The organism is Mycolicibacterium rutilum, from assembly GCF_900108565.1.
Lineage (GTDB): Bacteria > Actinomycetota > Actinomycetes > Mycobacteriales > Mycobacteriaceae > Mycobacterium > Mycobacterium rutilum.
This window is the reverse complement of the sequence record NZ_LT629971.1, coordinates 5589149-5615782: the sequence shown is the minus strand read 5'-3', so window position 1 is coordinate 5615782 and position 26634 is coordinate 5589149. Positions and strand designations below refer to the sequence as shown.

Here is a 26634-nt window from a genome sequence, read left to right as displayed (position 1 = left end):
GGCCGCGCGGGCTACTCGTCGTCGATCGTCGGGTCGATGACCGAGGGCTCCACCCCCAGATACGTGGCCACCTGGGCCACCAGAACCTCATGCAGCAGGTCTTCGAGTTCGACGGTGTCTTTGGCCCGTCGCTCGATTGGTTTGCGGAACAACACGATTCGCGCCCGAGTGGCGTTGCCGCGGACGTCGACGCCGGCCGGGATCAGCCGGGCCAGGGCGATCGGTCCGTCGGCGATCACCTCCGGCGGCCACTGCACACTGTCGGGATCTTTCGGTGCGAGCCGCGGAATCTCGTCGACCGCCACATCAAGGCCCGTCAGCCGGTCCTGCCACCGCCGCTCGATCGGCTCGTAGGCCTCCAGCACCGCCATGTCGAAGCGTTCGGCGCGGCTGCGCCATCCCGGAACCGTGGGCGGCAGCAGCGGCCCGCGCATCTCGCGGCCGCGGCGCGAGCGCAGGTATCCCCGCTTGGCCACCGGGTCCGTGCTCCTCTCGTGGGCGATCACCGCCGATCGTAACGGTTGGAGATCGGCCGTCCGGTGGCTGCGCGTGTCCGGCGGCGTGTGGCGTGCGACCACGATAGATTCTCGGCTGTGAACGTTCCCCGTCGCTGCTGCCGGCCCGGGTGTCCGCACTATGCGGTCGCGACGCTGACCTTCGTCTACGCGGACTCGACGGCAGTCGTCGGCCCCCTGGCCACGGTGGCCGAACCCCACTCGTGGGACCTGTGCGTGGTGCACGCCGGCCGCGTCACCGCCCCGCGCGGTTGGGAACTCGTGCGCCACGCCGGCCCGCTGCCCGCACACCCCGACGAGGACGACCTCGTCGCGCTCGCCGACGCGGTCCGCGAAGGACGCGACGTGGCGCCGCCGGTGAACGGCGTGGTGGCCGGTTTCTCCGATCCGGCCACCGGCGCGTCCGGCGGCTCACTGATGGCCGCGCCGGCGCGGCGACCCGAGTCCACCGGCCGACGCCGCGGGCATTTGCGGGTGTTGCCCGATCCCACCGACTAGCCCTCCACTCGAACCCGTAGACGTCTGCCCGGCCGGTTAGGCTGGCGCCAGCAGTTGTCCACATCACAAGGAGATCTATGTCTCGGCCCGCCGCGGGTGTTCATCGCGTCATCAAGGCCTATGACGTGCGCGGCCTGGTCGGCGAGGAACTCGACGAAGCGTTCGTCGCCGACGTCGGCGGCGCCTTCGCCCGGCTGGTCCGCGATCACGCCTCCCAGATCGTCGTCGGCTACGACATGCGGGAGAGTTCGCCGGCGCTTGCTGCGGCGTTCGCCAACGGGGTGAACGCGCAGGGGCTCGACGTGGTGCGGATCGGTTTGGCGTCGACCGATCAGCTCTACTTCGCCTCCGGACTGCTCGACTGCCCGGGCGCGATGTTCACCGCAAGCCACAATCCGGCCGCCTACAACGGCATCAAGCTGTGCCGGGCCGGCGCCAAGCCGGTCGGCAAGGACACCGGGCTCTCGGTCATCGCCGAGGAGGTCATCGCCGGCGTGCCCGGTCACGACGGCCCGCGCGGCTCGGTCAGTGACCGCGACGTGCTCGCCGACTACGGCGAGTTCCTGCGGTCGCTGGTCAGCCTGCCCGGTCTGCGGCCGATGAAGGTCGCCGTCGACGCGGGCAATGGGATGGCCGGTCACACGACGCCCGCGGTGCTCGGCCCGGTCGAGTCGATCACGTTGGAGCCGCTGTACTTCGAGCTCGACGGCACCTTCCCCAACCACGAGGCCAACCCCCTGGAGCCGGCCAACCTGGCCGATCTGCAGGCCTACGTCGTGCAGACCGGCGCCGACATCGGGCTGGCCTTCGACGGCGACGCCGACCGGTGTTTCGTCGTCGACGAGAAGGGGCATCCGGTCTCGCCCTCGGCGGTGACCGCACTGGTCGCCGCGCGCGAACTGGGCAGGGAGATCGGCGCGACCGTGATTCACAACTTGATCACCTCACGCGCGGTGCCGGAGTTGGTGACCGAGCGGGGCGGTACTCCCGTGCGCAGCCGTGTCGGCCACTCCTACATCAAGGCGCTGATGGCCGACTCCGGCGCCATCTTCGGCGGCGAGCACTCCGCTCACTACTACTTCCGCGACTTCTGGGGCGCCGACTCCGGCATGCTGGCCGCGCTGCACGTGCTGGCCGCGCTCGGTGAGCAGGACCGGCCGCTGTCCGAGCTGATGGCCGACTACCAGCGTTACGAGGCGTCCGGCGAGATCAACTTCACCGTCGCCGACGCCCAGGCCTGTGTCGACGACGTGCTCAAGGCGTTCGGCGCGCGGATCCACGCGCTCGATCACCTCGACGGCGTGACCGTCGACCTCGGCGACGGCGCCTGGTTCAACCTGCGCATGTCCAACACCGAACCGCTGCTGCGGCTCAACGTCGAGGCCCGCACCGCCGACGAGGTGGACGCGATCGTCGGGCAGGTGTCGGCGACGGTGCAGGCGCGCACTCCGGCGCCTTCCGAGGCGGCGCCCTGATGGTGGGCCCCTCGTCTTCGACCGCCGTGATCGACCTCGACGACACGGCGGGTCTGCTCGACGCCGACCGCGAGGGTCTGCTGCGGGCGGCGGCGACGGCGGGGGCACAGGTGCGGGCCACGGCCGCCGCACTCGACGAGGGTGAGCTCGAACCGCTGCGCGCCGACGGGCCGCCGCGGACACTGATCTGGGTCGCCGGCCGCGGCACCGCCGAGACCGCGGGCCTGCTGCTGGCCGCCGCGCTGGGCGGATCGCTGGCCGCGCCGATCGTCGTGGCCGCCGAGGCGCCGCCGTGGATCGGACCGCTCGACGTGCTGGTGGTCGCCGGCGACGACCCGGCCGATCCCGCCCTGGTGAACGCCGCCGCGACCGGCGTGCGACGCGGCGCCCGCGTAGTGGTGGCCGCGCCGTACGAGGGGCCGCTGCGCGACGTCGCGGCCGGCCGCGCCGTGCCGCTGCCCCCGCGGGTGTGGGTGCGCGACGACTTCGGGCTGGTGCGCTACCTGGCGGCCGGGCTCGCGACACTGCACGTCGTCGACCCGGGCATGCGCGTCGACCTGGCCGCGCTGGCCGACGAACTCGATGCCGAGGCGCTGCGCAACAGCGCGGCCCGGGAACTGTTCACCAATCCCGCCAAGGCGCTGGCCGGGCAGATGTCCGACCGCGACGTCGTGCTGGCCGGCGACACCGCCGCCACGCTGGCGCTGGCGCGGCACTGCGCGGCGGTGCTGCTGCGGATCGCGCACCGATCGGTCGCCGCGGTCGGTCTGGCCGACGCGCTGGTGGCGCTGCGCACCGGGATGGGCGCCGCCGACGACCGGGAACGCTCGATCTTCCACGACGAACAGATCGACGGCCCGTTGCCCGCGCGGGTCCGGACGTTCGTGTTGACCACCGAGGGCGACCGTCCGGTGGTCGCGGCGCGCGTCGCCGACATGGACGGCGTCGACGTGCTCAGCGCCCAAGACGTGCCCGAACTGGCCGACGGGGCCGCCCGCCCGGAGGGGGAGTCGACCGCCGCGGGCCGGCTGGAACAGCAGCTGGCGCTGCTGGCCGTTCGGTTGGAAATGACGGCCGTGTACCTGAGACTAGTGCGAGGTTAGCCGAGTGCACCTGCTACGAGGAGCGGTGCGGACCTACGCGTGGGGTTCGCGGACTGCGATCGCCGAGTTCACCGGAAGGCCAAGTCCTACAGCGCATCCGGAGGCTGAGCTGTGGTTCGGCGCCCATCCGGGTGATCCGGCGATGCTCAAGACGGACGACGGTGAGCGGTCGCTGATCGACGCGCTGCGCGACGACCCCGAGGGGCAGTTGGGCGCCGCGGTGTGCGCGCGGTTCGGTGAGACGCTGCCCTTCCTGGTCAAGGTGCTCGCCGCCGACGAACCGTTGTCGCTGCAGGCCCATCCCAGCGCCGAGCAGGCCGCGGAGGGGTTCGAGCGGGAGAACAAGCTGCAGATCCCGGTGTCGGCGCCCAACCGCAACTACCGCGACCCCAGCCACAAACCCGAATTGATCGTCGCGCTGGACCAATTCGAGGCGCTCGCCGGTTTCCGCCCGGTGCCGCGCACCATCGAGTTGATGCGCGCGCTGGCGGTCACCGACCTCGACCCGTTCGTGCACCTGCTCTCGGGCCAACCCGACGCGGGTGGCCTGCGCGCGGTGTTCACCACCTGGATCACCGCGCCGCAACCCGATCTCGACGTGCTGGTGCCCGCGGTGATCGACGGCGCGATCAACTACATGCGTTCCGGCAAAAGCGAATTCGCCAACGAGGCCAAGACGGTGCTCGAACTCGGCGAACGCTATCCCGGCGACGCCGGTGTGTTGGCGTCGCTGCTGTTGAACCGGATCACCCTCGAGCCCGGCGAGGGCATCTACCTGCCGGCCGGGAATCTGCACGCCTACATCAACGGCGTCGGGGTCGAGGTGATGGCCAACTCCGACAACGTGTTACGCGGCGGGCTGACGCCCAAGCACGTCGACGTGCCGGAGTTGCTGCGGGTGCTGGACTTCACCCCCGCGGCCGACGTGGTGGTCCGGTCGGAGGTCGTCGAGGACGGTATCGAGTCGCTCTACCCGACACCGGCGCCCGAGTTCGCGGTCTCGGTGTTGCGGATCGACGGCGACCGGATCGGCCACGAGATCGACGCGCCGACCCGGCACGACGGTCCGCAGATCCTGCTGTGCACCGAGGGGTCGACGGTCGTGCACGCCAAGGGCGGGACGGTCACATTGCAGAAGGGTTCGGCGGCCTGGGTGTCGGCCGACGACGGACCGATCAGGCTCGCGGCGACCGAGCCCACGACGCTGTTCCGCAGCACCGTCGGCATCTAGTGCGCGGCGCCGTCCTTGGCGTCCTTGCTGTCCTTGTGCGCCTTGCCGAACGGCAGCACGTGCACGATGGCGACCACCACCGCGCCGACCGCCAGGCCGATCACCGCTGAGGCGGCGGTGTTGACCAGCCACGTCAGCACGCCGCCGACACCGGGCACCGCGTGGTGCACGGCCTCCTCGAGATGGTGCACGACGCTGTAGGGGAAGTGCCAGCCGAGTTCGTCGGTGCCGACGAGCAGGATGTGGCCGCCGACCCACAGCATCGCCACAGTGCCGATCGCGGAGAGCGCGGCCAGCAGCTTGGGCATCCCGGCGACAAGGCCCCGGCCGATCTTGCGCACCGCGCCCGACGACCGCTGGGCCAGGTTCAGCCCGATGTCGTCCATCTTCACGATCAACCCGACCACGCCGTACACCGCCAGCGTGATCACGATCGCGACCACGACCAGGATGATCAGCCGCGGCCAGAACGCTTGGTCGGCAACCTCGTTGAGCGCGATGACCATGATCTCGGCGGACAGGATGAAGTCGGTGCGGATCGCGCCGGCGGCCATCTGGTTCTCGGCGTCCTCACCGACGGTGGCCGTCGGCGCGGCGTGCGAGTCGTGACCGCGGATGCGGCCCCACACCTTCTCCGCGCCCTCGAAGCACAGATAGGTCGCGCCGAGCATCAGCAGCGGTGTCAGCAGCCACGGCAGGAACTGACTGAGCAGCAGCGCGGCGGGCAGGATGAACAGCAGCTTGTTGCGCAACGAGCCGATCGCGATGCGCTTGATGATCGGCAGTTCGCGGTCGGCGGTGATGCCCTGGACGTACTGCGGGGTCACCGCGGTGTCGTCGACGACGACGCCCGCCGCCTTGGCGGTCGCGCGCCCCGCCGCGGCGCCGATGTCGTCGACCGACGCCGCCGCCAACCGGGCGAGCGCGGCGACGTCGTCGAGTAACCCGAACAACCCGGCGCTCATCGCGTGCCCTTCATGGGGATGAAGTTACCCGGTGAGCCGGTTCTCATGCCGACTGTGGCACGGCGTCCGGCCGCCGGGCAACCCGGCGCTCGGCCAGCCACATCCGCATGTTGTGCCGCATCGCCCGCCCGACGAGGCGCGCCGACGGGACCATGTAGAGGCTGTCGAGCAGGCTGAACCGGCGCAGGAACCATTCCGCGAGAACGGGATCGGACTCGGCGGCCCCGAGGAACTGGTCGAACAGCCCGCCGACCGGCTTGTACCACCACGGCGTCGGCCCGGTCGCGCGGTGCAGCGTCAGATCGCCGATCGCGTTCATCATCCACACCGGGAACGTGGTCTTGGCGGTGTCGCGGATGCAGGCGCCGACCACGTCGGCGCCCGGCGTCGCCACGGCCCGCCGCAGGTGCCCGGCCTGCAGCGACGTCATCGTCATGCCCTGTCCGAACGTGGGGTTGAAACTGACCACGGCGTCGCCGAACGGCAGGATGCCCTCGGGCAGTCGGTCGAGCTTGTCGTAACGGCGCCAGCGGCTCGCCGGATACTTGTGGAACGCCATCTCGCCGAGCGGGGTGCCCTGGCGCAGCGCGGCCGACACGTGCGCGGGCAGGATGGTGTCGGCCAGGTCGCAGAGCCCCGCGAAATCGTGTGGCGGCTCGACCTTTCCGACGCCGAACGTCGTCACGTTCCACACGCCGTCCTCGTAGAACAGCATCCCGATGCCCAGCGGCTGCTCCCGCGACGCGCCCGCCACCACCACCTTCTCGGCGAGCAGACCGTCGGGCACCTGCACCCGCTGGCTGGCGTAGCCGATGCCGACGAAGATGACGTCCTCGCGGGGCCGCCCATAACCCCACTTCTCCAGCCAGGCGGGCAGCCGGGTGCCGCGCCCGGTGGCGTCGACCACCAGATCGGCGGGCACCTGCTCGCCCGAGTCGAGCACGACGCCGGTGACCCGGCCGCGGCCCGCGTCGTAGCTGGGTTCGTCGACCCCGGCGCGGATCACCTCGACGTTGGCGAGGTCTTGCACCCGCTTGCGGATCTGCCATTCCAGCTGCGGCCGGCTCGGCACGTACGCGGTGAACTCGCTCTGCAACCGGTGCGCGGTACCCAGCACATGTCCGGCGGCCCCGAAGTGGATGCAGTCCGGACGGTTCTCCAGGATCGGGACGCCGTCGGCGACCATGCCCTCGAGCAGGCCAGGGAAGTGGCTCTCGAACTCCGCGGCGCCGCGGGCCATCAGCAGGTGGACGTGGCGGTCCTGCGGAACCGCCGCGCGGTTGGCCGGGCCGTCGGGCAGATCGTCGCGCTCGTAGACCGTCACCCGGTCACTGACGTCGGAGAGCACCCGCGCCGCGCACAGTCCCGCGAGGCTGGCGCCGATCACGATCGCGTGTTTATAACTCCGCCCCATCGGGTGCACAGTACTCGGTAGATTGCCCGAACGGACCCCACGAAAGGACGTGCGATGGCTCGGCGCACCAAATCGGTAGAGCAGTCCATCGCCGACACCGACGAACCGGACACCCGGTTGCGCAAGGACCTGAACTGGTGGGACCTCACCGTGTTCGGCGTCTCCGTGGTGATCGGCGCGGGCATCTTCACGATCACCGCGTCGACCGCGGGCAACCTCACCGGCCCGGCGATCTCGATTTCGTTCGTACTCGCGGCGATCGCGTGTGGGCTGGCGGCGCTGTGCTACGCCGAGTTCGCCTCGACGGTGCCCGTGGCGGGCAGCGCATACACGTTCTCGTACGCGACATTCGGCGAATTCGTCGCCTGGATCATCGGCTGGGACCTCATCCTCGAGTTCGCCGTCGCGGCGGCGGTCGTGGCCAAGGGCTGGTCGAGTTACCTAGGCACCGTGTTCAACTTCGGCGGCGGTGTCGCGGATTTCGGTGCGGTGCAACTGGATTGGGGCGCGCTGCTGATCATCGCGTTCGTCACCACGATCCTGGCGCTGGGGACCAAGCTCTCGGCGGGCGTCAGCCTGGTGATCACGGTGATCAAGCTCGCGGTGGTGCTGCTCGTGGTCGCCGTCGGCGCGTTCTACATCAAGGCCGCCAACTACACGCCGTTCATCCCGCCGGCCCAGCCGGGGGAGGGCGGCAGCGGCACCGAGCAGTCGCTGTTCTCGCTGATCACCGGCGCCGAGGGCAGCAGCTACGGCTGGTACGGCCTGCTCGCCGGCGCGTCGATCGTGTTCTTCGCGTTCATCGGCTTCGACATCGTCGCCACCACCGCCGAGGAGACCAAGAACCCGCAGCGCGACGTGGCGCGCGGCATCATCGCCTCGCTGGCGATCGTGACGGTGCTCTACATCGCGGTGTCGGTGGTGCTGACCGGCATGGTGCGCTACACCGAACTGCGCGACGCCGGCGCCGAGGCCAATCTCGCGACGGCGTTCGCGCTCAACGGCGTGGACTGGGCGGCCAAGGTCATCTCGATCGGCGCGCTGGCCGGGTTGACGACGGTGGTGATCGTGCTGGTGCTCGGGCAGACCCGGGTGTTGTTCGCGATGTCGCGCGACGGCCTGCTGCCGCGGTCGCTGGCCAAGACGGGGACTCACGGGACGCCGGTGCGCATCACGCTGATCGTCGGTGTGCTGGTGGCGATCACCGCGTCGGTCTTCCCGATCGGCAAGCTCGAGGAGATGGTCAACATCGGCACGCTGTTCGCGTTCGTGCTGGTGTCGGCGGGCGTGATCGTGCTGCGCCGCACGCGGCCCGACCTCGAACGCGGTTTCCGCGTGCCGGGCGTGCCCCTGCTGCCGGTCGCCTCGATCGTGGCGTGCGTGTGGCTGATGCTCAACCTCACCGCGCTGACGTGGATCCGGTTCCTGATCTGGATGGCGATCGGCGTCGTCATCTACTTCGTGTACAGCCGCCGCAACTCGGTGCTGGGCCGCAGGGAGTCCGCCGGCATCAGCTGATCCCCGATCGGCGAGCGCTCATCCTGGTACAGAGCTCAAGCTCGAAACCGTACAAGGGTGAGCGCTCGCCACCCTGCGGTGGTTTACAAAACATAGGTTCGTGTCTAGACAGCCGACATATGAGCCGCTATAGTCAAGTCGACGACGTGACGGCACTCACAACAGGAGGCTGGCGATGACCATGCAGATGTCCGAGATGGAGATCGCACAGTGGCGCGACCGGAAGCGCTATCTGTGGCTGATGGGCCTGATCGCCCCGACCGCACTGTTCGTGATGCTGCCGCTGGTCTGGGCGTTCAACGAGTGGGGCTGGCACGTCGCGGCGCAGGTGCCGTTCTGGATCGGCCCGATCCTGCTCTACATCCTGCTGCCCGCGCTGGACCTGAAGTTCGGCCCGGACGGACAGAACCCGCCCGACGAAGTGATGGAGCGCCTCGAAAACGACAAGTACTACCGCTATTGCACCTACCTCTACATCCCGTTCCAGTACGCCAGCGTGGTCGTCGGCGCCTACCTGTTCACCGCGTCGGACCTGAGCTGGCTCGGGTTCGACGGCGGGCTGGGCTGGCCGGCCAAGATCGGCCTGGCGCTGTCGGTCGGCCTGCTCGGCGGGGTCGGCATCAACACCGCGCACGAGATGGGGCACAAGAAGGACTCGCTGGAGCGCTGGCTGGCCAAGATCACGCTGGCGCAGACCTGCTACGGCCACTTCTACATCGAGCACAACCGCGGCCACCACGTGCGCGTCGCCACCCCGGAGGACCCGGCGTCGGCGCGGTTCGGCGAGACGTTCTGGGAGTTCCTGCCCCGCAGCGTGTTCGGGTCGCTGAAGTCGGCGTGGGAGCTGGAGGCGAAGCGGCTGGACCGCGCGGGCAAGAGCAAGTGGCACTGGTCCAACGACGTGCTCAACGCGTGGGCGATGTCGGCGGTGTTCTACGGCGTGCTGATCGCGGTGTTCGGCTGGGCGCTGCTGCCCTACATCGTCATCTCGGCGATCTTCGGCTTCACGCTGCTCGAGACGGTCAATTACCTCGAGCACTACGGCCTGCTGCGGCAGAAGCTCGACAGCGGCCGCTACGAGCGCTGCGCCCCGGTGCACAGCTGGAACTCCGACCACATCGTGACCAACCTGTTCCTGTATCACCTGCAGCGGCACAGCGATCACCACGCCAACCCGACGCGGCGCTACCAGACCCTGCGCAGCATGGACGGCGCGCCGAACCTGCCCAGCGGCTATGCGTCGATGATCGCGCTGACCTATTTCCCGCCGCTGTGGCGCAAGGTGATGGACCACCGCGTGCTCGAGCATTACGACGGCGACCTCAGCCGGGTCAACATCCACCCCCGGGTGCGGGACAAGGTGGTGGCTCGCTACGGAGCGGGCGATGAGCGCTTGCGCGAAGAGCGGGGTGCCTGAGCATTGGCCGCCTACCGCTGCCCCGGCTGCGACTACGTCTACGACGAAGCCAAAGGCGCTCCGCGCGAAGGTTTCCCGCCCGGCACGCCGTGGGACCAGGTCCCCGACGACTGGTCCTGCCCGGACTGCGCGGTGCGCGAGAAGGTCGACTTCGAACCCGCCTGAATTCGTTGACGCAGGGTCGACATGAGACAGAGAAAGGAAGAGCGATGGACTACAAGCTGTTCATCTGCGTGCAGTGCGGATTCGAGTACGACGAGGAGAAGGGCTGGCCCGAGGACGGCATCGCGCCGGGCACCCGCTGGGACGACATCCCCGACGACTGGAGCTGCCCGGACTGCGGCGCGGCGAAGTCGGACTTCGAGATGGTCGAGATCGCCCGTCCGTGACGACTAGTCTCGCCGCTGTGAACAGTCCGCGACGGACCGCGCCGCGCATCCCGTACGCCGAGGCGTCGAGAGTGTTGCTGCGCGACTCCATCCTGGACGGCATGCGCGAGCTCCTGCTGAGCAGGGACTGGTCGGCGATCACACTGTCGCACGTGGCCAAGGCCGCCGGGATCAGCAGGCAGACCATCTACAACGAGTTCGGCTCTAGACAGGGCCTGGCGCAGGCCTACGCGATGCGGCTGGCCGACCGGCTCGTCGACCAGATCGACGTCGCAATCGACGGCAACGTCGGCGACGTCGAGGCGGCGTTCCTGCAGGGCTTCCGCGACTTCTTCACCGAATCGGCCGCCGACCCGCTGGTGATCTCCCTGCTGACCGGCGAGGCCAAACCCGATCTGCTGCAGCTCATCACCACCGACAGCGGACCGATCATCACGCACTGCAGCCAGCGGCTGACCGCGACGTTCATCGACAGCTGGGTCAAGGCCAGCGAGGAGGACGCCGGCGTGCTGGCCAGGGCGATCGTCCGGCTGGCGATGAGCTACGTGTCGATGCCGCCGGAAGCCGATCATGACGTGGCCCGTGACCTGGCCAGATTGATGACGCCGTTCGCCGAACGCTACGGTGTTATCGATACCCCGTAGCTGTCAGAGCGCACGAGCGCCTGTCCCGCGAGCCCGCAGGCTGGGGGTTTCGCATGAACGTCGCCGATGCGTGCGTTCGTGCGCCCAAAAGCAATGACGAACGAATAGGGGCTCTACATGACCGAGTTGAAGGCCGACTCCCGCAACGGGATCGACTTCAAGGTGGCCGACCTGTCGCTGGCAGACTTCGGCCGCAAGGAGATCCGGCTGGCCGAGCACGAGATGCCGGGCTTGATGGCGCTGCGCCACGAGTACCACGACGTGCAGCCGCTGAAGGGGGCCCGCGTCTCGGGCTCGCTGCACATGACCGTGCAGACCGCGGTGCTGATCGAGACGCTGACGGCCCTCGGTGCTGAAGTTCGATGGGCCAGCTGCAACATCTTCTCCACCCAGGACCACGCGGCCGCGGCCGTCGTCGTCGGCCACCACGGCACCGTCGAGGAGCCCAAGGGTGTCCCGGTGTTCGCCTGGAAGGGCGAGACGCTCGAGGAGTACTGGTGGGCCGCCGAGCAGATGCTCACCTGGGAGGGCGAGCCGGCGAACATGATCCTCGACGACGGCGGGGACGCGACGATGATGGTGCTGCGCGGCGCGCAGTACGAGAAGCAGGGCGTGGTGCCGCCCGCCGAGGACGACGACCCGGCGGAGTGGAAGGTGTTCCTGGGCGTGCTGCGGGAGCGCTTCGAGACCGACAAGACCAAGTGGACGAAGATCGCCGAATCGGTCAAGGGCGTCACCGAGGAGACGACGACCGGCGTGCTGCGGCTGTACCAGTTCGAGGCCGCCGGTGAGCTGCCGTTCCCGGCGATCAACGTCAACGACTCGGTCACCAAGAGCAAGTTCGACAACAAGTACGGCACCCGGCACTCGCTGATCGACGGCATCAACCGCGGCACCGACGTGCTGATCGGCGGCAAGAAGGTGCTGATCTGCGGCTACGGCGACGTGGGCAAGGGCTGCGCGGAGTCGCTGGCCGGTCAGGGCGCGCGCGTCGCGGTCACCGAGATCGACCCGATCAACGCGTTGCAGGCGCTGATGGACGGTTTCGACGTCGTCACCGTCGAGCAGGGCATCGGCCAGGCCGACATCGTGATCACCTCGACCGGCAACAAAGACATCATCACCCTCGAGCACATGCGGGCGATGAAGGACCAGGCCATCCTGGGCAACATCGGCCACTTCGACAACGAGATCGACATGGCCGCCCTCGAGCGGTCGGGCGCCAAGAAGCTCAACATCAAGCCGCAGGTCGACCAGTGGATCTTCGACGACGGCAAGTCGATCATCGTGCTGTCCGAGGGCCGGCTGCTCAACCTGGGCAACGCGACGGGTCACCCGTCATTCGTGATGAGCAACAGCTTCTCCAACCAGGTGATCGCGCAGATCGAGCTGTGGACCAAGAACGACGAGTACGACAACGCGGTGTACCGGTTGGCCAAGCACCTCGACGAGAAGGTTGCGCGCATCCACGTCGAGGCGCTCGGCGGCACGCTGACCAAGCTCACCAAGGAGCAGGCGGAGTACATCGGCGTCGACGTCGAGGGCCCATACAAGCCCGAGCACTACCGCTACTGAGTTCCATCCGAGACTGCGGGCAGATCGCGAATCATCGCCATCTGTCCGCAGTTTCGGTGTTCAGGAGATGGCGCCGCACCGGTTCTTCAGATCCAGCAGCGGCTGCCGGATGCCCGCCATCTCCGCCTTCTCCTGCGGATGGTCGCTGAGCCAGGCCGTCGTCCGGTCGGCCACCTGCTCGCGCGACAGGCCTTGCAGCGTGCTCATGAAGCCGTTGAGGTCGGGGTGGGTGAACAGGTAGGCCGACGTCGACGCGTCCACCCCCGCCCGCACCCCCTCGAGGTCGGCGCTCGTGCAGTTCGGGGGTTCGGCATTGGCCAACGGCGACAGGGCGATCACCGCCGCTGTGGCGGCGAGCGATGACGACACGAACATCGACACTCGGCGTACGGCACGGGTACTTGGCATCACGGATCTCCTGGTCGAGAGGGCTACGGTCGTTTGCCAGTGTGCGTCCCGCCGTGCGCTGATGCGCCCGCTCGCAAGGACTTTCACAGCATGCCCGCAGCGATCCTCCAGCCGGCCTATGCCGGGTACTCGTCGCGCTTGCGCGGCCAGTCCGAGAAGTCCTCGCCACGTCCCTTGGGTGCGCGGTCCAGCAGCTGCCACGTCGCGTTCAGCGCTTCGGTGCCGCGGTCGTAGGTCGAGTACGTGTGGTAGACGACGCCGTCCTCGAGCGCGAAGCAGCTGAGCGCCATCAGCTCCATCACGTCGAGCATGCTGCCGGTGCCCGACCCGAAATCCCTTCGCGGCGTTGGCACGTGCATGTATCCGAAGAAGTCGGCGTCGAAGTCGCTTTCGCCCGACGACACCCACTCGACGTCCCAGCCCATCCGTTCCTTGTAGGCGGTCAGCACCGGTAACGGCGAACGCGACGCGAGCACGAACGTCACGTCGCGGTGCGCGAGGTGCGGCACCGCGCCGACCAGATTGTCCGTCTCGAACGTGCAGCCCGGGCAGCCCTCCGGGGTCTTGGGCCCGTGCATGAAGTGCCGCACGATCAGCTGCGAACGGCCGTCGAACAGATCGGCCAGCGTGCGCGGACCCGCCGTGGTGTCGAACAGGTACCGCTTGTCGACCGGCACCCACGGCAGTTCCTGGCGTGTCCGGGCCAGCTCCGTGGCCCGCCGGGTCAACTCCTTCTCCTCGGCGAGCTGGCGCTCGTAGGCGGCTCGCCACTGGTCGCGCGTGCCGACCGCGTGCGTGGTCATCGTGTCTCCTGGTGATCGGGGAACGGGGTCCGTCGGAAAAGAGACTGTCGCCGGTGCCGGAACTCATCGCGGCGGGCCGTTACGCTTCCGGCGTGCTGATGGTGATCGAGGGCGTCGACGGCGCGGGCAAACGAACCTTGACCGACGGGCTGCGCACCGCGTTCGAGGCCGCCGGTCAATCGGTGACCAGCCTGGCGTTCCCGCGGTATCACCGCTCCCTCGAAGCGGACCTGGCCGCCGAGGCGCTGCACGGCGCCCACGGCGACCTCGCCGAGTCCGTCTACGCGATGGCCGTGCTGTTCGCCCTCGACCGATCCGGCGCCAAAGCCGAAATCAATTCTCTGGCAAGCGAATACGACGTCGTCATCCTCGACCGCTATGTGGCGTCCAACGCCGCCTACAGTGCGGCCCGGCTGCACCAGGGCGTCGACGGGCCGGTCGTCGAATGGGTCCGCACCCTGGAGTACGACCGGCTGGCACTGCCGACACCCGATTGGCAGGTGCTGCTCGCGGTGCCGACCGAACTGGCGGCCGCGCGTGCCGAACACCGCGCCAACACCGAGGCCGACCGCGCCAAGGACGCCTACGAGCGCGACGGTGGCCTGCAGCAGCGCACCTCGGACGTCTACGCCGCTCTGGCCGCCGCCGGCTGGTGCGGGGAGTGGAAGGTCGCAGGCCCCGACGTCGACCCCGCGGCGCTGGCCGCCGAACTGGCCGGATAGTTCCCGGCAGGCCCGGGTAACCGGGCGGCATGGTGCGCCGCGTCCCGTCATCGGCGCTGTGGACCTCCACGGCGCTGTACCGGTTCCGCGAGCGCCTGTTCGCGCTGCCCGCCCTCGTCCTGGTGGCCGGGGTGGTGCTGGCCGAGGTGACCGCGTTCCTCGACGACGTGGTGGGCGTCGACACCTCGCTGCCGTTGACCGTGGAGATGAACAGCAACGCCGCCACCTGGCTGCTGAGCACCGTCGCGGGCGCCACGATCACCACCGCGGGCGTCGTGTTCTCGCTGACGGTGGTGAGCCTGCAGCTGGCCAGCAGCCAGTTCTCACCGCGGGTGATGCGGTCGTTCATCCGGGACCGGGTCAGCCAACTTGTCATCGGATCGCTGGTGGCGACGTTCGTGTTCTGCGTGCTGACGCTGCGCCACATCAGCGGCGACCCGACCTCCAACGCGCCGCGGGTGTCGATGACGACGGCGATCGTGCTGGCGGTCGCGACGGTGCTGCTGATCATCGCCTACCTCAACCGGTTGGCCTACGGACTGCAGGTCGGTGAGGTGGTCCGCACGATCGCCGCCGAGGCCGACGAGGTCATCGACGAACAGGCGCGCGAGACCCGCGCGGAGACACCGGCGCCAAACCCGCCGGACCACACTGGCAAGGACCCCATCGCCGAGGACCACCTCGCCGTGCACGCCGCCGCCGACGGGTGGGTGACCCAGTCGGGCAGCAGGCACATCCTCGCGGCGGTGCCGCCGGCGACGGTGGTGCGGCTCGAGACGCGCACCGGGGCCTACATCCATCGCGGCGAGGTGCTGATGACGCTGTGGCCCAAGCCGCCCGATCCGGCCCGCGTCGAACGCCGACTGCTGGCGACCGTCGAGGTCGCCGACATCCGGACCATGCAACAGGACATCGACTTCGGGATCCGCCAGCTCGTCGACATCGCACTGCGCGCGCTGAGCCCGGCGGTCAACGATCCGACGACGGCCGCCGACGTGGTGCTGCGACTGGGCAGCCTGATGCGTCGGCTGCTGGCCCGCGACATGCCGCCGCAGTCGGTGGCCGGAGCCGACGGGCGGGTGCTGCTGCGGCCGTGGGACCTGTCGCACGAGGAGTACGTCCGGCACGCGTTCGACCAGATCCGGCAGACGTCGCTCAGTCAGCCGCACGTGGTCGCCACGCTGCTGCGGGTGCTGCACATGCTGATCGAGCACGCCCGCGCGGTCGGCCGCGACGAGTACGTGCCCGCGCTGCGCACCCAGGTCCGGCTGCTGACCGAGAGCGTGGCCAGCCGCGGCGACATCCACCCGGTCGACCTGCAGCGGCTGCAGCAGATATCGGGCGGCGCCGACCCCGCCGAACACGACCTGTGACGGCGGGATCCGGCGGGCTTGCCGGTCAACACGCGAAACGCCCTGCGTGGTAGCCGGGGTTTATCGCATTTCGGTGACACCATGGACACCATGAGGCAAAGGATTCTGGTTGTCGACGATGACCCCTCGCTGGCCGAGATGCTCACCATCGTGCTGCGCGGAGAGGGTTTCGACACCGCCGTGATCGGTGACGGCACACAGGCGCTCACCGCGGTGCGCGAGCTGCGGCCCGACCTGGTGCTGCTCGACCTGATGCTGCCCGGCATGAACGGCATCGACGTGTGCCGCGTGCTGCGCGCCGACTCCGGTGTGCCGATCGTGATGCTCACCGCCAAGACCGACACCGTCGACGTGGTGCTCGGCCTGGAATCCGGCGCCGACGACTACGTGATGAAGCCGTTCAAGCCGAAGGAACTCGTCGCGCGCGTGCGGGCCCGGCTGCGGCGCAACGAGGACGAGCCTGCCGAGCTGCTGTCCATCGGCGACGTCGACATCGACGTGCCCGCCCACAAGGTCACCCGGCAGGGCGAGCAGATTTCGCTGACACCGCTTGAGTTCGACCTGTTGGTGGCGTTGGCGCGCAAACCGCGTCAGGTGTTTACTCGTGATGTGCTGCTCGAACAGGTGTGGGGGTACCGTCACCCCGCGGACACCCGTTTGGTGAACGTGCATGTTCAACGGTTGCGGGCCAAGGTCGAGAAGGACCCGGAGAACCCGCAGGTGGTGTTGACCGTTCGAGGAGTGGGATACAAGGCCGGACCTCCGTGACCCCTGACGGTCTCACCGTCCTGGTGACCGAGTATGGTTCTGGCGCTCGGCGGTCGCCGTGATCTTCAGTTCGAGGCGGCGCATCCACCGGCGTTCGGCGCCGCTGGTGCGCGGTCTGGGCGCACTCGGCCGGGCATTGAGCCTCGCCTGGCGGCGGTCCCTGCAACTGCGTGTCGTCTCGCTGACGCTGGGCCTGTCGCTGGCCGTCATCCTGGTCCTGGGCTTCGTGCTGACCAGCCAGATCACCGACCGCATCCTCGAGGTGAAGGTGCGCGCGGCCACCGAGGAGATCGACCGCGCCCGCACCACGGTCAGCGGGATCGTCGGCGGCGAGGAGACCCGCTCGCTGGACAGCAGCCTGCAGCTGGCGCGTAACACGCTCATCGACCGCACCGCCGATGCCGGGCCCGGGCTGGCCGGGACGTTCGACGCGGTGTTGGTGGTGCCCGGCGACGGGCCCCGCGCGGCCACCGCGGCGGGCCCGGTGCAGCAGGTGCCCGAGGCGCTGCGCGAATTCGTCAAGGCCGGGCAGGTCAGCTACCAGTACGCGACCGTGCACACCGACAGCTTCTCCGGGCCCGCGCTGATCGTCGGCAGCCCGACGTCGTCGTCGGTGACCAACCTCGAGCTGTACCTGATCTTCCCGCTCAACAACGAGGAGTCCACGATCGCGTTGGTGCGCGGCACCATGGCCACCGGCGGGGTGGTGCTGCTCGGGCTGCTCGCCGCGATCGCGCTGCTGGTGGCCCGCCAGATCGTGCTGCCGGTGCGGTCGGCGTCGCGCATCGCCGAACGGTTCGCCGAAGGCCACCTGACCGAGCGGATGCCGGTGCGCGGCGAGGACGACATGGCGCGGCTGGCCGTCTCGTTCAACGACATGGCCGAGAGCCTGCACCGCCAGATCACCCAGCTCGAGGAGTTCGGCAACCTGCAGCGCCGGTTCACCTCCGACGTCAGCCACGAGCTGCGCACCCCGCTGACGACGGTGCGGATGGCCGCCGACCTGATCCACGACCACAGCGACGACCTCGACCCCGCGCTGCGCCGGTCGACCGAGCTGATGGTCAGCGAACTCGACCGGTTCGAGACGCTGCTCAACGACCTGCTGGAGATCTCGCGGCACGACGCCGGTGTCGCCGAACTGTCGGTGGAGTCGGTCGATCTGCGGTCGACGGTCAAGAGCGCGCTGGAGAACGTCGGCCACCTCGCCGCCGACGCCGACATCGAGCTGATCGAGGAGATGCCGGCCACCGAGGTGATCGCCGAGGTGGACCCGCGGCGGGTCGAGCGGATCCTGCGCAACCTGATCGCCAACGCCATCGACCACGCCGAACACAAGCCGGTCCGCATCCGGATGGCCGCCGACGAGGACACCGTCGCGGTCACGGTCCGCGACTACGGGGTGGGGCTGCGCCCGGGTGAGGAGAAGCTGGTGTTCAGCCGGTTCTGGCGATCGGATCCGTCGCGGGTGCGGCGCTCCGGCGGCACCGGCCTGGGCCTGGCGATCAGCATCGAGGACGCCCGGCTGCACCAGGGCCGGCTGGAGGCGTGGGGAGAGCCCGGTAAGGGCGCCTGCTTCCGGCTGACGCTGCCGCTGGTGCGCGGCCACAAGGTCACCACCAGCCCGCTGCCGATGAAACCCGTTGAGCCCGAGGATGTTCCGCGCTCCAGCCGCGACCGCGAGCACGCGCAGGAGAGCGTGTGAAACGCCTGGTGTCGGCGGTCGCGGCGCTGCTGATGTTCGCGCTCACCGGGTGCGCTGGCGTGCCCAGTTCGTCGGCGCCGCAGGCGATCGGCACCGTCGACCGCCCCGCGCCGCCCAGCCTGCCCAAGCCGACGCCCGGCATGGACCCCGACGTGTTGCTGCGCGAATTTCTCAAAGCCACCGCCGATCCCGCGAACCGGCACCTGGCCGCCCGCCAGTTCTTGACCGAATCGGCCTCCAGCGGTTGGGACGACGCGGGCAGCGCGCTGCTGATCGACAACGTGGTGTTCGTCGAGACCCGCACGCCCGAACGGGTTTCGGTGACCATGCGAGCCGACATCCTCGGCTCGCTGTCGGACATGGGCGTGTTCGAGACCGGGGAGGGCGCGCTGCCCGATCCCGGGCCGATCGAACTGGTGAAGACCCCCGGCGGCTGGCGCATCGACAAACTGCCCAACGGCGTGTTCCTGGACTGGCAGCAGTTCCAGGCGACCTACAAGCGCAACACCCTGTACTTCGTCGACCCGACCGGCAGCACCGTGGTGCCCGACCCGCGGTACGTCGCGGTGTCCGACCCCGACCAGCTGGCCACCGAACTGGTCAGCAAGCTGATCGCCGGGCCGCGCCCGGAGATGGCCAACACGGTGCGCAACCTGCTGGGCCCGCCGCTGAAGCTGCGCGGCCCGGTGACGCGGGCCGACGGCGGCAAGATGGGTGTGGGCCGCGGCTACGGCGGCGCCAGGATCGACCTGGACAACCTGTCGACCACCGATCCGCACAGCAGGCAACTGCTCGCGGCGCAACTCATCTGGACGCTGAACCGGGCGGGGATCAACGGCCCCTATGTGATCAACGCCGACGGCGCCGCCCTCGACGACCGGTTCGCCGAGGGGTGGGAGACCACCAACGTCGCGGCCACCGACCCGGGCGCGGCCTCGGGCGCGGCCGCCGGGCTGCACGCGCTGGTGGCCGGCTCGCTGGTCGCGCTCGACGGGCAGCGCACCCCGCGGGTGCCGGGGCCGTTCGGCCAGATGCCCGACCAGACCGCGGCGGCGGTGTCGCGCACCGGTCAGGAGGTCGCTTCGATCGTCACGCTGCGGCCGGGAGCGCCCGACATGGCGTCGTCGCTGTGGGTCGGTCCGCTCGGCGGCGACGCGTCGCAGGCGCTCGACGCCCGCAGCCTGTCGCGGCCCAGCTGGTCGCTGGACCACGCGGTGTGGGTGGTGGTCGACGGCAACAACGTGGTGCGCGTCATCCAGGACGCCTCGGGGCAGCCCGCGCGCATCCCCGTCGACCTGACGCCGGTGTCGAGTCGGTTCCCCGGTGTCATCACCGAGTTGCAGTTGTCGCGCGACGGCACCCGCGCCGCGATGGTGATCGACGGGCAGGTGATCCTGGCCGGCGTCGAGCAGACCGCGGGCGGCGGGTTCGCGTTGACCTACCCGCGCCGGTTGGGCTACGGCCTCGGCAACACCGTGGTGTCGCTGTCCTGGCGCACCGGCGACGACATCGTGGTCAGCCGCACCGACCCGCAGCACCCGGTCTCCTACGTCAACCTCGACGGCGTCAACTCCGACGGCCCGAGCCGCAACCTGGCGATGCCGGTCACCACCGTCGCGGCCAACCCGTCGACGGTGTACGTCGCCGACGCCCGCGGCGTGCTGCAGCTGTCCGGGTCGGCGGCCGAGGACGATCCGGCGTGGGCCGAGGTGCGGCCGCTGATGGTGCCGCGCGCCGAACCGGTGCTGCCCGGCTGAGCCGACTGGTTGAACCTTCTTCGACGGTGACTCGTCGTGCTGGTCAACGGACGCCACCGGGCGCCGCTGAAGCAGCCAGGAGTCGAACATGAAGATCCGCGGTCCACTCGTCACGTTGTGCGCGGCCGCCGCCGTCGGGACCGGTATGTGGTTCGTCAACGTCGCCAACGAGGAGCCGGCACCGGCCGCGCGCGTCGCGAGCCCGGCGCCGTCGTCCGCGCAGGCGCCCGCCCCGAAGCCCGCCGAGAAACCCGCTCAGAAACCCGCGCCGGTGTTCCCCGCCAAGGCCGACTACATCGGCAAGATCCCGACCGCCGCCGGTGTCATCACGCTCGACGTCTCCGTCGACGGGCAGAAGGCCGTCGCGTACGCCTGCGACGGCAACGCCGTCGAGTCCTGGATGCGCGGCAACGCCGTGAACGGCGCCGTCAGCCTGGCCAGCCAGGACAAGACCAGCCGCCTCGAGGGCCGCCTGCGCGACGACACCGTCGTCGGCACCCTGTGGATCGGGCAGAAGCGATGGGACTTCACCGCCCCCGCCGCCCAGTCGCCGGCGGGGCTGTACGTCTACGACGAGGTCGGGTTGCGCAGCAGCTGGATCGTCGACTCGGCCGGCGCGGTGACCGGCGTGCTCAAGAGCATCGACGGCTCGACCAAGCCCGCACCCGAGCTGTCCGCCGACGGCACGTCGGTGATCGGCGGGCGCACCGTCAGCGCCGTGCGGGTGAACGGCGACGGCAATGACTGACTCCGGCTTGACTGACACCGCCACCGAACGGCTGAGGGCGGGCGCGCCGGCGGACACCGCGATGCTCATCGCCGTGGCGATCGGCGCGCTGGTCGCCGTCGGGCTCGGCGTCTTCGCCAAACTCCATGAGCCGCAGTTCTTCTCGATTAACATCGCCGGATTCTCCAGCGGTACCGCGGTCAAGTCGTGGCTGGCGACGTTGGCGCTGGCGCTGGCGCTGTTCCAGCTGGTGTCGGCGTTCGTCATGTACCGGCTGACGCCCGGGCGCGTCCCGGCGTGGATCGGCCCCGCGCACGTGTGGTCGGGACGGCTGGCCGTGCTGGCGAGCGTGCCCGTCGCGGTGCACTGCCTCTACGCGCTCGGGTTCGGCGACACCGACGGCCGGGTGTTCTTCCACTCGCTGTTCGGATGCTTCTTCTACGGCGTCTTCGTCACCAAAATGATCCTGCTGACCCGGCGGGGACTGCGAGGATGGGTCATCCCGATCGCCGGGGGACTGCTGTTCTTCGGCCTGGTGTACGTCTGGCTGACCTCAGCCCTGTGGTTCTTCCAGACGTCCGGCATCACGCTCTGAGAACAGGAACGCCATGGACCGCAAACACTTCCTCATCGGCGCCGGACTCGGCGCCGCGGCGACCACGCTCGCCGCATGCAGCACCTACGGCAAGAAGCCCGAGGCGCCACCGGCGGACACGCCGACCGGCTCGACCGCCGCGGCGAACGTGCTCACCAAGACCTCCGACGTGCCCGTCGGCGCCGGGGTGATCGTCGACGAGGTCGTGGTCACGCAGCCGACGGCGGGTGAGTTCCTGGCGTTCTCGACGACGTGCACCCACGCGGGCTGTGCGGTCAACAAGGTCGCCGACGGTCTCATCCAGTGCCCCTGCCACGGCAGCAGGTTCAACCTCGACGGGTCGGTGGCCAAGGGCCCGGCCAGCCGACCGCTGCAGACCGAAACCGTTTCGGTGCAGGGCGATTCGATCGTCCGCGGCTGACACGCACAGGCCGCGGATGTCGGACCGTGGCGCGACACTGCGGGCATGCTCGATCTGATCCTGCCGCTGCAGTGCGGCGGCTGCGGCGCCCCCTCGACGCGGTGGTGCGGTGACTGTGCCGCCGCGCTGACGGTGCGCGCCGACGAACCGCACCTGGTCACGCCGCGGCTCGACCCCGGCGTGCCGGTCTTCTCGCTGGGCCGCTACGCCGGGCCGCGGCGGCGGGCCGTCGTTGCGGTCAAGGAGCACGGCCGCGCCGACCTGATCCCCGTGCTGGCCGGCGCGCTGCGCACCGGCCTGCTGCACCTGCTGACCTGGGGACTGCTCGACACACCGCTGACGGTGGTGCCCGCACCGACGCGAGCGTGGGCGGCGCGCCGGCGCGGGGGAGACCCGGTGGCAAGGACCGCCCGCGCCGCGACCGCGGGCCTGCCGGGTGTCACCGTCGCGGCCGCGCTGCGGACCCGCGCGTTCGTCGCCGACTCCGTCGGCTTGTCGACCGCGGACCGGCAGCGCAACATCGCCGGGCGCATCAAGGCGCTGCGCGCGGTCGGCGGCGAGGTGCTCGTCGTCGACGACATCGTCACCACCGGCGCGACCGCCGCCGAATCGGTCCGCGTCCTGCAAACCCGTGGGACACGCGTGGCGGCCGTGCTGGTTGTGGCGAACGCCTGACCTGCACCGCGGTCACCCCACTATCAAACCTGTGTGAAGAACAGAAAACGGGTCGTCGAATTAGTGGCACGACGGGGTGAACTCGGACTACCGTCGGCACCAACACCCGTGAATGACTCACGGCGGCGCTCAGGATCGAAGCGCCAACATCGCCCGCGAGCGGTAGGAGGTGAGTAGTCGACACCTTGCACCGGCGAGCGGCGAGCGGCGAGACATGCATGCCACGTCGGTGCGACTCCCACGACAACCCGGGCACGCTGAAGCGTGCGGACGCCAAAGAAACGAGTTGCCAAGCATGTCAAGCCAATCCCTGGACTCCCGCACCATGGTGATCGAGGACGAAGCACCCGAAACCCGGCCGCGCGCCGAGGTCGCGGTCACCGGCCGCAACGTCGAGATCCCCGACCACTTCCGCACCTACGTCGCAGAGAAACTGTCACGCCTGGAACGATTCGACCGCACCATCTACCTTTTCGACGTCGAGCTCGACCACGAACGCAACCGACGTCAACGCAAGAACTGTCAGCACGTGGAGATCACCGCGCGCGGTCGCGGCCCCGTGGTTCGCGGAGAGGCCTGCGCCGACAGCTTCTACGCCGCATTCGAGTCCGCGGTCAGCAAATTGGAGAACCGGCTGCGCCGCAGCAAGGACCGCCGCAAGATCCACTACGGGGACAAGACCCCGGTGTCGGTCGCCAAAGCCACCGCCATCACCACCCCGCCGGTGGAGACGACGGCCGTCGAGGAACACGACAGCGCCCCGCTCGACGAGCACGCGCCGGGCCGGATCGTGCGCGTCAAAGAACACCCGGCCACCCCGATGACCGTCGACGACGCGCTGTCGCAGATGGAACTGGTCGGCCACGACTTCTTCCTGTTCCACGACAAGGAGACCGACCGGCCGTGCGTGGTGTACCGCAGGCATGCCTACGACTACGGCCTCATCCGGCTGGCCTGACCCGCAGAACCTGATTCCGAGACCGGTCCGGCTCATCCGAGCCGGGCCGGTTTCGCTTTCCGCCGCGCACGCCGGAGCGGGACCGTGCTTTCAGGCACGTCACCTACCATGGGTGCAGCTGAAGACTTCCAACCCATAGGGGATATAGCGTGCTGCAAAAGTTGCTGCGTCTCGGTGAAGGCCGCATGGTCAAGCGCCTGCACGGGGTGGCCGACTACGTCGACTCACTGGCCGGCGACATCGAGAAGCTCACCGACGCCGAGCTGCGGGCCAAGACCGACGAGTTCAAAAAGCGGGTCGACGGCGGCGAAAGCCTCGACGACCTGCTGCCGGAGGCGTTCGCCGTCGCGCGTGAAGCGTCCTGGCGGGTGCGCAACCAGAAGCACTTCCACGTCCAGGTGATGGGCGGCGCGGCGCTGCACTTCGGCAACGTCGCCGAGATGAAGACCGGTGAGGGTAAGACCCTGACCGCCGTGCTGCCCGCCTACCTGAACGCCCTTAGCGGCAACGGCGTGCACATCATCACCGTCAACGACTACCTGGCCAAGCGCGACGCCGAGCAGATGGGTCGCGTGCACCGCTTCCTCGGCTTGTCGGTCGGCGTCATCCTGTCCGGCCTGACCCCCGACGAGCGGCGCGCCGCCTACGCCGCCGACATCACCTACGGCACCAACAACGAGTTCGGCTTCGACTACCTGCGCGACAACATGGCGCATTCGCTGGCCGACCTGGTGCAGCGCGGCCACAACTACGCGATCGTCGACGAGGTCGACTCGATCCTCATCGACGAGGCCCGCACCCCGCTCATCATTTCCGGACCCGCCGACGGCGCCTCGAACTGGTACACCGAGTTCGCCCGGCTCGCGCCGCTGATGGAGAAGGACGTCCACTACGAGGTCGACCTGCGCAAGCGCACCATCGGCGTGCACGAGGTGGGCGTCGAGTTCGTCGAGGACCAGCTCGGCATCGACAACCTCTACGAGGCCGCCAACTCGCCGCTGGTCAGCTACCTGAACAACGCGATCAAGGCCAAGGAGCTGTTCCAGCGCGACAAGGATTACATCGTCCGCGACGGCGAGGTGCTCATCGTCGACGAGTTCACCGGCCGTGTGCTGGTCGGCCGGCGCTACAACGAGGGCATGCACCAGGCCATCGAGGCCAAGGAACACGTCGAGATCAAGGCCGAGAACCAGACGCTGGCCACGATCACGCTGCAGAACTACTTCCGGCTCTACGACAAGCTCGCCGGCATGACCGGTACTGCCCAGACCGAGGCCGCCGAGCTGCACGAGATCTACAAGCTCGGCGTGGTCAGCATCCCGACCAACATGCCGATGATCCGCGCCGACCAGTCCGACCTGATCTACAAGACCGAAGAGGCCAAGTACATGGCCGTGGTCGACGACGTCTCCGAGCGCTATGAGAAGGGTCAGCCGGTGCTGATCGGCACCACCAGCGTGGAGCGCTCGGAGTATCTGTCCCGCCAGTTCCAGAAGCGGCGCATCCCGCACAACGTGCTCAACGCCAAGTACCACGAGCAGGAGGCGAACATCATCGCCGAGGCCGGCCGGCTCGGCGCGATCACCGTCGCCACCAACATGGCCGGCCGCGGCACCGACATCGTGCTCGGCGGCAACGTCGACTTCCTGGTCGACAAGCGCCTGCGGGCGCAGGGCCTCGACCCGGTGGAGACGCCCGAGGAGTACGAGAAGGCCTGGCACGAGGTGCTGCCGCAGGTCAAGGCCGAAGCGGCGGGCGAGGCCGAGGACGTGATCGCGGTCGGCGGGCTGTACGTGCTGGGCACCGAGCGCCACGAGTCGCGCCGCATCGACAACCAGCTGCGTGGCCGCTCCGGCCGCCAGGGCGACCCCGGCGAGTCGCGGTTCTACCTGTCGCTCGGCGACGAGTTGATGCGACGGTTCAACGGCGCGACGCTCGAGGCGCTGCTGACCCGGTTGAACCTGCCCGACGACGTGCCGATCGAGGCCAAGATGGTGACCCGCGCGATCAAGAGCGCGCAGACCCAGGTCGAGCAGCAGAACTTCGAGGTCCGCAAGAACGTCCTCAAGTACGACGAAGTGATGAACAAGCAGCGCATGGTCATCTACGACGAGCGCCGCCGCATCCTCGAGGGCGAGAACCTCGCCGAGCAGGCCCGCAAGATGCTCGTCGACGTGATCACCGCCTACGTCGACGGCGCGACCGCCGAGGGCTACTCCGAGGACTGGGACCTCGAGCAGCTGTGGACCGCGCTCAAGCAGCTCTATCCGGTCGGCATCGACCACCACGACCTGATCGACTCCGACGCGGTCGGTGAGCCCGGCGAGCTGACCCGCGACGAACTGCTCGAGGCGCTGATCGCCGACGCCGAGCGGGCGTACGCCGAGCGGGAGAAGGAGATCGAGGCGATCGCCGGTGAGGGCGCGATGCGCCAACTCGAGCGCAACGTGCTGCTCAACGTGCTGGACCGCAAGTGGCGTGAGCATCTCTACGAGATGGACTACCTCAAGGAGGGCATCGGCCTGCGCGCGATGGCGCAGCGCGATCCGCTCGTCGAGTACCAGCGCGAGGGCTACGACATGTTCATCGGCATGCTCGAGGGCCTCAAGGAGGAGTCGGTCGGCTTCCTGTTCAACGTGACGGTCGAGCCGGCACCGGCACCGGCGGTCGCTCCGGTCGCGACACCGTCGGGGCTGGCCGAGTTCGCCAAATCCGCTGCCGCACAGGCGCAGGACGGCGGACAGGGCGCGGTGGCCACCAAGGAGCGTCCGGCACCGTTGCGCGCCAAGGGAATCGACGACGACGAGTCGCGGCCGCTGACGTACTCCGGCCCGTCCGAGGACGGTTCGACGCAGGTGCAGCGCTCCAACGGCGGCGGCGGTCCGCGTCATGCGGCAGCGCCGGGCACCACGCGCAAGGAGCGCCGTGAGGCCGCGCGCCAGCAGGCCCGCGACGCGAAGGCGATGCGCAGGCGCTGA

26 protein-coding genes are annotated in these 26634 nt (G+C 69.3%); 21 read left to right on the top strand and 5 right to left on the bottom strand.

Annotation, left to right across the window (positions count from 1 at the left end; genetic code table 11):
- Positions 1-11: 11 nt before the first annotated feature.
- Positions 12-434, bottom strand: coding sequence for a metallopeptidase family protein (locus BLW81_RS27345; RefSeq protein WP_083410857.1), 423 nt, complete (start codon positions 432-434; stop codon positions 12-14).
- A 159-nt stretch (positions 435-593) separates the two neighbouring features.
- Here BLW81_RS27345 and BLW81_RS27340 point away from each other — a divergent pair, with 159 nt between their 5' ends.
- The 4 genes from BLW81_RS27340 to manA all read left to right on the top strand — a co-directional run bounded on the left by BLW81_RS27340 (position 594) and on the right by manA (position 4822).
- Positions 594-1013, top strand: coding sequence for a DUF3499 domain-containing protein (locus BLW81_RS27340; RefSeq protein WP_083410858.1), 420 nt, complete (start codon positions 594-596; stop codon positions 1011-1013).
- Positions 1014-1090: 77 nt separating this feature from the next.
- Complete coding sequence (locus BLW81_RS27335; RefSeq protein WP_083409915.1) at positions 1091-2488, top strand: phosphomannomutase/phosphoglucomutase; 1398 nt, start codon at positions 1091-1093, stop codon at positions 2486-2488.
- Positions 2488-3591: a TobH protein gene (locus tag BLW81_RS27330; RefSeq protein WP_083409914.1), complete on the top strand. Its 1104-nt coding sequence runs from the start codon at positions 2488-2490 to the stop codon at positions 3589-3591. Before BLW81_RS27335 ends, BLW81_RS27330 begins: the two co-directional genes overlap by 1 nt.
- A 4-nt stretch (positions 3592-3595) precedes the next feature.
- The gene (manA, locus tag BLW81_RS27325; RefSeq protein WP_083409913.1) at positions 3596-4822 is read left to right on the top strand and encodes a mannose-6-phosphate isomerase, class I; all 1227 of its coding nucleotides are present in this window, start codon (positions 3596-3598) and stop codon (positions 4820-4822) included.
- Here the strand turns inward: manA and BLW81_RS27320 are convergent.
- Together BLW81_RS27320 and BLW81_RS27315 are read right to left on the bottom strand one after the other, a co-directional pair.
- Positions 4819-5787, bottom strand: coding sequence for a DUF808 domain-containing protein (locus BLW81_RS27320; RefSeq protein ID WP_083409912.1), 969 nt, complete (start codon positions 5785-5787; stop codon positions 4819-4821). The two genes, manA and BLW81_RS27320, sit on opposite strands and share 4 nt — an antisense overlap.
- Before the next feature lie 43 nt (positions 5788-5830).
- Entirely contained in the window at positions 5831-7201 is a 1371-nt protein-coding gene (locus BLW81_RS27315; RefSeq protein ID WP_083409911.1) for an FAD-dependent oxidoreductase, read from the bottom strand.
- Positions 7202-7255: 54 nt separating this feature from the next.
- Here BLW81_RS27315 and BLW81_RS27310 point away from each other — a divergent pair, with 54 nt between their 5' ends.
- From BLW81_RS27310 to ahcY, 6 genes are all read left to right on the top strand, one after another.
- Positions 7256-8719 carry an amino acid permease gene (locus tag BLW81_RS27310; protein WP_083409910.1) on the top strand — a complete coding sequence of 488 codons (1464 nt, stop codon included), beginning with the start codon at positions 7256-7258 and terminating at the stop codon, positions 8717-8719.
- Positions 8720-8894: 175 nt separating this feature from the next.
- On the top strand, positions 8895-10136 hold the full coding sequence (locus BLW81_RS27305) for an alkane 1-monooxygenase (protein ID WP_083409909.1): 1242 nt from the start codon (positions 8895-8897) through the stop codon (positions 10134-10136).
- A 3-nt stretch (positions 10137-10139) separates the two neighbouring features.
- Positions 10140-10301 carry a rubredoxin gene (locus BLW81_RS27300; RefSeq protein ID WP_083409908.1) on the top strand — a complete coding sequence of 54 codons (162 nt, stop codon included), beginning with the start codon at positions 10140-10142 and terminating at the stop codon, positions 10299-10301.
- 44 nt (positions 10302-10345) lie between these two features.
- Positions 10346-10525 carry a rubredoxin gene (locus BLW81_RS27295; RefSeq protein ID WP_083409907.1) on the top strand — a complete coding sequence of 60 codons (180 nt, stop codon included), beginning with the start codon at positions 10346-10348 and terminating at the stop codon, positions 10523-10525.
- Complete coding sequence (gene alkX, locus BLW81_RS27290) at positions 10522-11169, top strand: TetR family transcriptional regulator AlkX (protein ID WP_083409906.1); 648 nt, start codon at positions 10522-10524, stop codon at positions 11167-11169. Before BLW81_RS27295 ends, alkX begins: the two co-directional genes overlap by 4 nt.
- 117 nt (positions 11170-11286) lie before the next feature.
- Positions 11287-12744, top strand: a complete 1458-nt coding sequence (gene ahcY / locus BLW81_RS27285) for an adenosylhomocysteinase (RefSeq protein WP_083409905.1) — start codon at positions 11287-11289, stop codon at positions 12742-12744.
- A gap of 60 nt (positions 12745-12804) precedes the next feature.
- Here the strand turns inward: ahcY and BLW81_RS27280 are convergent, their stop codons facing one another.
- On the bottom strand, positions 12805-13119 hold the full coding sequence (locus BLW81_RS27280) for a heme-binding protein (RefSeq protein WP_235632361.1): 315 nt from the start codon (positions 13117-13119) through the stop codon (positions 12805-12807).
- A 149-nt stretch (positions 13120-13268) separates the two neighbouring features.
- Positions 13269-13955, bottom strand: a complete 687-nt coding sequence (locus tag BLW81_RS27275; protein WP_083409903.1) for a DUF899 domain-containing protein — start codon at positions 13953-13955, stop codon at positions 13269-13271.
- A gap of 92 nt (positions 13956-14047) precedes the next feature.
- On the opposite strand from BLW81_RS27275, the gene BLW81_RS27270 reads away from it, so the two are divergent.
- The 11 genes from BLW81_RS27270 to secA all read left to right on the top strand — a co-directional run bounded on the left by BLW81_RS27270 (position 14048) and on the right by secA (position 26634).
- Complete coding sequence (locus BLW81_RS27270; RefSeq protein WP_083410856.1) at positions 14048-14677, top strand: dTMP kinase; 630 nt, start codon at positions 14048-14050, stop codon at positions 14675-14677.
- Between the two features lie 29 nt (positions 14678-14706).
- Positions 14707-16050 carry a DUF2254 domain-containing protein gene (locus BLW81_RS27265; protein WP_083409902.1) on the top strand — a complete coding sequence of 448 codons (1344 nt, stop codon included), beginning with the start codon at positions 14707-14709 and terminating at the stop codon, positions 16048-16050.
- Between the two features lie 81 nt (positions 16051-16131).
- Positions 16132-16818 carry a two-component system response regulator MtrA gene (gene mtrA, locus BLW81_RS27260; RefSeq protein WP_069415918.1) on the top strand — a complete coding sequence of 229 codons (687 nt, stop codon included), beginning with the start codon at positions 16132-16134 and terminating at the stop codon, positions 16816-16818.
- A 58-nt stretch (positions 16819-16876) separates the two neighbouring features.
- Complete coding sequence (mtrB, locus tag BLW81_RS27255) at positions 16877-18523, top strand: MtrAB system histidine kinase MtrB (protein ID WP_083409901.1); 1647 nt, start codon at positions 16877-16879, stop codon at positions 18521-18523.
- Entirely contained in the window at positions 18520-20280 is a 1761-nt protein-coding gene (gene lpqB / locus BLW81_RS27250; RefSeq protein ID WP_083409900.1) for an MtrAB system accessory lipoprotein LpqB, read from the top strand. Before mtrB ends, lpqB begins: the two co-directional genes overlap by 4 nt.
- 88 nt (positions 20281-20368) lie before the next feature.
- Positions 20369-21028, top strand: a complete 660-nt coding sequence (locus BLW81_RS27245) for a hypothetical protein (protein ID WP_083409899.1) — start codon at positions 20369-20371, stop codon at positions 21026-21028.
- Entirely contained in the window at positions 21021-21602 is a 582-nt protein-coding gene (locus BLW81_RS27240; protein WP_083409898.1) for a DUF6529 family protein, read from the top strand. The genes BLW81_RS27245 and BLW81_RS27240 overlap by 8 nt, the downstream gene beginning before the upstream one ends.
- A 13-nt stretch (positions 21603-21615) precedes the next feature.
- Positions 21616-22023, top strand: a complete 408-nt coding sequence (locus BLW81_RS27235; RefSeq protein ID WP_083409897.1) for a QcrA and Rieske domain-containing protein — start codon at positions 21616-21618, stop codon at positions 22021-22023.
- Positions 22024-22068: 45 nt separating this feature from the next.
- Complete coding sequence (locus BLW81_RS27230) at positions 22069-22698, top strand: ComF family protein (RefSeq protein ID WP_083409896.1); 630 nt, start codon at positions 22069-22071, stop codon at positions 22696-22698.
- A 295-nt stretch (positions 22699-22993) separates the two neighbouring features.
- Positions 22994-23656 carry a ribosome hibernation-promoting factor, HPF/YfiA family gene (hpf, locus tag BLW81_RS27225; protein ID WP_083409895.1) on the top strand — a complete coding sequence of 221 codons (663 nt, stop codon included), beginning with the start codon at positions 22994-22996 and terminating at the stop codon, positions 23654-23656.
- 149 nt (positions 23657-23805) lie between these two features.
- Entirely contained in the window at positions 23806-26634 is a 2829-nt protein-coding gene (secA, locus tag BLW81_RS27220; RefSeq protein WP_083409894.1) for a preprotein translocase subunit SecA, read from the top strand.